Source organism: Noviherbaspirillum sp., from assembly GCF_035654295.1.
GTDB lineage: Bacteria > Pseudomonadota > Gammaproteobacteria > Burkholderiales > Burkholderiaceae_D > Noviherbaspirillum.
Window position 1 is genome coordinate 1 of sequence record NZ_DASRXF010000017.1, and the last position, 4,876, is coordinate 4,876.

Below are 4,876 nucleotides of genomic sequence, written 5' to 3' on the forward strand. Positions count from 1 at the left end.
ACAATAACTTCAAAGATCAAAAAAAAAGCCACAGGGCAGGCCTGTGGCTTTGTGAGCATCAAACGCTTACACGCACGGCTTCCCGGGCTGGGGCAGCTGGGTACGGCGTCGCAAGAGTTTGGCTGTTGTGTTCATACCAAGGATGGTAAGGCGTTTTCCGCACTGCGTCAAAAATTATTTTTCGGCCATGTCGATGGCCAGATCGGCTTCCGAGGTGAAGGCGTCGGCATAGAATTCCGCCTCCGGCAGCTTGCAGCGGGCAACGAAATCCTGCTTGGCCGCGTCGACCATGACAGGCGCACCGCAGGCATAGACCTGATATCCGGACATGTCCGGCAGGTCTTCCATCACCGCGCGGTGGACGAAGCCGGTGCGGCCTGTCCAGCCGTCTTCAGGCTGGGCGTCCGAGACCACCGGCACATAGCGGAAATTCGGCACCGTGCGCGCCCAGTCCTCGCACAGCGCATGCATGTACAGGTCCTTCGGCCGGCGGCCGCCCCAGTACAGGACCATCGGTCGATCGGTCTTCCGGTCGATCGCATGCTCGATGATGGCCTTGATCGGCGCGAATCCGGTGCCGGAGGCGAGCAGCACCATCGGCTTGTCGGAATCCTCGCGCAGGAAGAAGGTGCCCAGCGGCCCTTCGAAACGCAGGATGTCGCGCTCCTTCATGTTGTTGAATACATGGTCGGTGAACACGCCTCCGGCCATATGGCGGATGTGCAGCGTGATGTGCTCGTCAAGGTGCGGCGCATTGGCCATGCTGTAGCTGCGCCGCTTGCCGTCCTTCAGCAGGAACTCGATGTACTGGCCGGCCTTGTACTGCAGGCGCTCGTTGGCGGGCAACTGCAGCGAGACGACCATGACGTCGTCTGCCACCTTGTCCAGCTTGGCGACCCGGGTCGGCAGCTTCTTGACCGGGAATTCACCCGCGCCCAGCACTTCGCGCGCTTCGATCACGACGTCGGAATGCGGCGTCGCACAGCAGAACAGCGAATAGCCTTTTTCCTCTTCCGCCACCGGCAGCGCCTTTTCCTGATGCGCCTTGTGCGTCACGCTGCCGTCGAGCAGCTTGCCCTTGCAGGTGCCGCAGGCGCCGTTCTTGCAGCCATAGGGCAAGCCGACGCCGGCACGGATCGCCGCGCTCAATACGGTTTCGCCTTCGTCGCAGGTGAAGGTGCGGCCGCTAGGCTGAACAGTTACTTGGAAAGTCATACAATCCCGATGATGAAAAATAAAGAAAACATGGCGGCAAGGGAGTTCGGCCGGCCGCGCCTGCTGGTCATCGGCTGCGGCGATGTCGGCATGCGCCTGCTGCCGCTGGTGCGCGACCGCTTCCGTGTGTTCGCGGTGACCAGCCAGCCCGAACGCCGTGCCGAGCTGCGCGCCGCCGGCGCCGTTCCCGTCGTGGCCGATCTGGACAAGCCGGAAAGCCTCGCGCGGCTGGCGTCCCTGGCACGGCATATCGTGCATCTCGCGCCGCCCCAGACGGAAGGCCTGACGGACCGCCGCTCCCGAAATTTGACCGCCATTTTACCCGACCGGGCCAACATGGTTTACGTCAGCACCACAGGGGTGTACGGCGATTGCGGCGGCGCGCTGGTGGACGAGACCCGGCCGCTGGCCCCGCAAAACGCCCGCGCCCGGCGCCGGGCGGATGCCGAGCGCGTGCTGCGCAAGTGGGCCAGGCGCTCCGGTTCCCGCCTCGCCATCCTGCGCGTGCCGGGCATTTACGCCGCCGGCCGCCTGCCGGTCGAGCGCTTGCAAAAAGGCACCCCGGCACTGCGGCCGGAGGACGATGTGTATACCAACCACATCCACGCCGACGACCTTGCACGCATCATCGCGTTTGCCTTGTTCCGCGCGCAGTCCTGCCGGGTCTATCACGCGGTGGACGATTCGGACATGAAAATGGGTGACTATTTCGACGCCGTCGCCGACCGCGCCGGCCTGCCGCGACCCCCGCGCTTGCCGCGGCGGGAACTGGCTGCTGCCGTGTCGCCGGTGCTGCTGTCCTTCATGTCGGAGTCGCGCCGGTTGTCCAACGAAAGGTTGCGCGCCGAACTCGGCGTCCGGCTGCGTTTTCCGCGCGTCCAGGATGCGCTCGAAAAAATCTTCCCGAAGACTTGATTTGCGTGCTTGACCTTCCCATCATGGTAAGGTCAATAATGAAGCCATCCTCGAGATAAAGGATTGCACCATGAGCAACGCAACAACACTATCCGCCGCACATGAACTGGATCTGCCGATCGAAGGCATGACTTGCGCATCGTGCGTGCGGCGTGTCGAAAAGGCACTGCGCGCGGTCCCCGGCGTCTCCGCGGCCGACGTCAATCTCGGCACGGAACGCGCAAGGGTAACTGCGGACAAGTCGGTCGATTTCGGTACCCTGCAGCAAGCCGTCGAAAAGGCCGGCTACCAGCTTGCCCATCAGGAAATCACGCTGCAAGTGGAGGGCATGACCTGCGCTTCCTGCGTGGGACGCGTAGAGAAAGCCCTGCGCAAGGTGCCCGGCGTACTCGATGCGAGCGTCAACCTCGCCACCGAAAGCGCGCATGTCGGCGTGGCTTCCACCGTCGACGCCGATACACTGGTGCGTGCCATCGAGAAAGCGGGTTACCACGCCCGCCTGCACCGGGACGAGCAGGCGCCGCAGCAAGCGCCGCGAGACATGGAGCTCGTGAAGCTTGTCATCGCGACGCTGTTGTCGCTGCCCCTGATCGTTCCGATGCTGTTCGACCTCGCGGGCTTCCACTGGATGCTGCCCGGATGGATGCAGCTCGCACTGGCCACGCCGGTCCAGTTCTGGCTCGGCGCGCGTTTCTACCGCGCCGGCTGGAAAGCCGTGAAGGCCGGCGCCGGGAACATGGACTTGCTGGTGGCCCTGGGCACCAGCGCCGCCTACGGATTGAGCGTGTATCAATTGCTTGCCTATGGCGACGAAGGCATGCCGCATCTCTACTTCGAAGCCGCAGCTGTCGTCATCACGCTGGTATTGCTCGGCAAGTGGCTCGAAGCCCGCGCCAAGCGGCAAACCAGCGCGGCCATCCGTGCGCTGCAAGTGTTGCGCCCGGAAGTGGCACGCGTGCGCCGCGACGGCCAGGACCTCGATATCCCGATTGCCCAGGTGAGCCTGGGTGACATCGTCGTCGTGCGTCCCGGCGAGCGCGTGCCCGTCGACGGCTTGGTGCAGGATGGACGCAGCCACATCGACGAATCCCTGATCACGGGCGAGAGCCTGCCGGTGGCCAAGCAGCCGGGCGACAAGGTCACCGGCGGCTCCATCAATGCAGAAGGCTTGCTGCTGATCAGCACGACGGCGATCGGCAGCGAAACCACGCTCTCGCGCATCATCCGGCTGGTGGAAAACGCACAGGCGGCGAAGGCGCCCATCCAGCACCTGGTCGACAAGGTCAGTGCGGTATTCGTCCCGGTCGTCCTGCTGATCGCACTGGCCACCTTCGCCGGCTGGTGGTTCGTCAACGGCGACCTGGAAACGGCCATCATCAACGCGGTGGCCGTGCTCGTCATCGCCTGTCCGTGTGCGCTCGGCCTGGCGACGCCGGCGGCGATCATGGCGGGCACCGGCGTCGGCGCTTCGCACGGCATCCTCATCAAGGACGCGGAAGCGCTCGAACTGGCGCATGCGGTGACCACGGTGGTCTTCGACAAGACCGGCACCCTCACCGAAGGCCGTCCGGCCCTCGCGGATGCGGTACCGCACGGGATGGCAAAGGATGCGCTGATCCGGTTGGCAGCAGCGGTGCAACAGGGCAGCGAACATCCGCTGGCGCGCGCCGTGGTAGAAGCAGCCAAGGCGCAAGGCATCGCGATCCCCGCCGCCGCGCAGGTGACGGCGCTGCCCGGGCGCGGCGTCTCGGCCGTGGTCGAGGGACGTGCGCTCAAGCTGGGCAGTTCGCGGCTGCTGCAGGAGACGGACATCGCGCCCGGGCCGCTCGCGGAAGCCGCCAGCGAACTCGAGCGCAAGGGCAACACCATCTCCTGGCTGATGCTGGATGACGGTGAAAAACAGCTGCTCGGCCTGCTCGCCTTCGGCGACCGGATCAAGCAGTCTGCAGCGCATACCGTGGCAAGGCTGCATGCCCTCGGCGTCAAGACCGTCCTGCTGACCGGCGACAACAAGGGCAGCGCGGCAGCGGTGGGCAACGCGCTCGGCATCGACCAGGTCATTGCCGAAGTGCTGCCCTCGGACAAGGCGGACAAGGTCAACAGCCTGAAGCGGGAAGGTCAGGTGGTGGCCATGGTGGGCGACGGCATCAACGATGCGCCCGCGCTGGCCGCGGCCGACGTCGGCATCGCGATGGCGACCGGCACCGATGTCGCCATGCATGCGGCAGGCGTGACGCTCATGCGCGGCGAACCGGCGCTGGTGCCGGACGCGATCGACATCTCGCGCCGTACCTACACCAAGATCCGGCAAAACCTGTTCTGGGCATTCATCTACAACCTGGTCGGCATTCCGCTGGCAGCGTTCGGCCTGCTCAATCCCGTGTTTGCGGGGGCGGCAATGGCATTCAGTTCCGTCAGCGTGATCACCAATGCATTGCTGTTGCGCCGCTGGAAGGCGGCAGATTAAAGGAAAGGGAGCACATCATGAACATCGGAGAAGCGTCCAAGGCATCCGGCGTGACGGCCAAGATGATCCGCTATTACGAGAGTATCGACCTGATCAAGGCGGGCAAGCGCACCGAGTCCGGCTACCGGATCTACGGCGCGAACGACGTGCATACGCTGCGCTTCATCAAGCGCGCGCGCAACCTCGGGATTTCACTGGAGCAGATCAAGGACCTGCTGTCGCTGTGGCATGACCCGGAGCGGGCGAGTGCGGATGTGAAGGCGATTGCACGCGCGCATC

At 64.7% G+C, this 4,876-nt stretch carries 4 protein-coding genes; 3 read left to right on the forward strand and 1 reads right to left on the reverse strand.

Features of this window, described 5'->3' with window-relative positions; all coding sequences use genetic code 11:
* Positions 1-174: 174 nt before the first annotated feature.
* Positions 175-1,215: a CDP-6-deoxy-delta-3,4-glucoseen reductase gene (locus VFF99_RS01780; protein WP_325014419.1), complete on the reverse strand. Its 1,041-nt coding sequence runs from the start codon at positions 1,213-1,215 to the stop codon at positions 175-177.
* Positions 1,216-1,227: 12 nt separating this feature from the next.
* On the opposite strand from VFF99_RS01780, the gene VFF99_RS01785 reads away from it, so the two are divergent.
* The 3 genes from VFF99_RS01785 to VFF99_RS01795 form a co-directional block, all read left to right on the forward strand.
* Positions 1,228-2,130 carry an NAD-dependent epimerase/dehydratase family protein gene (locus VFF99_RS01785; RefSeq protein WP_414691490.1) on the forward strand — a complete coding sequence of 301 codons (903 nt, stop codon included), beginning with the start codon at positions 1,228-1,230 and terminating at the stop codon, positions 2,128-2,130.
* Positions 2,131-2,200: 70 nt separating this feature from the next.
* Positions 2,201-4,597: a heavy metal translocating P-type ATPase gene (locus VFF99_RS01790; RefSeq protein WP_325014423.1), complete on the forward strand. Its 2,397-nt coding sequence runs from the start codon at positions 2,201-2,203 to the stop codon at positions 4,595-4,597.
* 17 nt (positions 4,598-4,614) lie between these two features.
* Positions 4,615-4,876: MerR family transcriptional regulator (locus VFF99_RS01795; protein WP_325014425.1), on the forward strand; the 262-nt coding region annotated here is incomplete at its 3' end.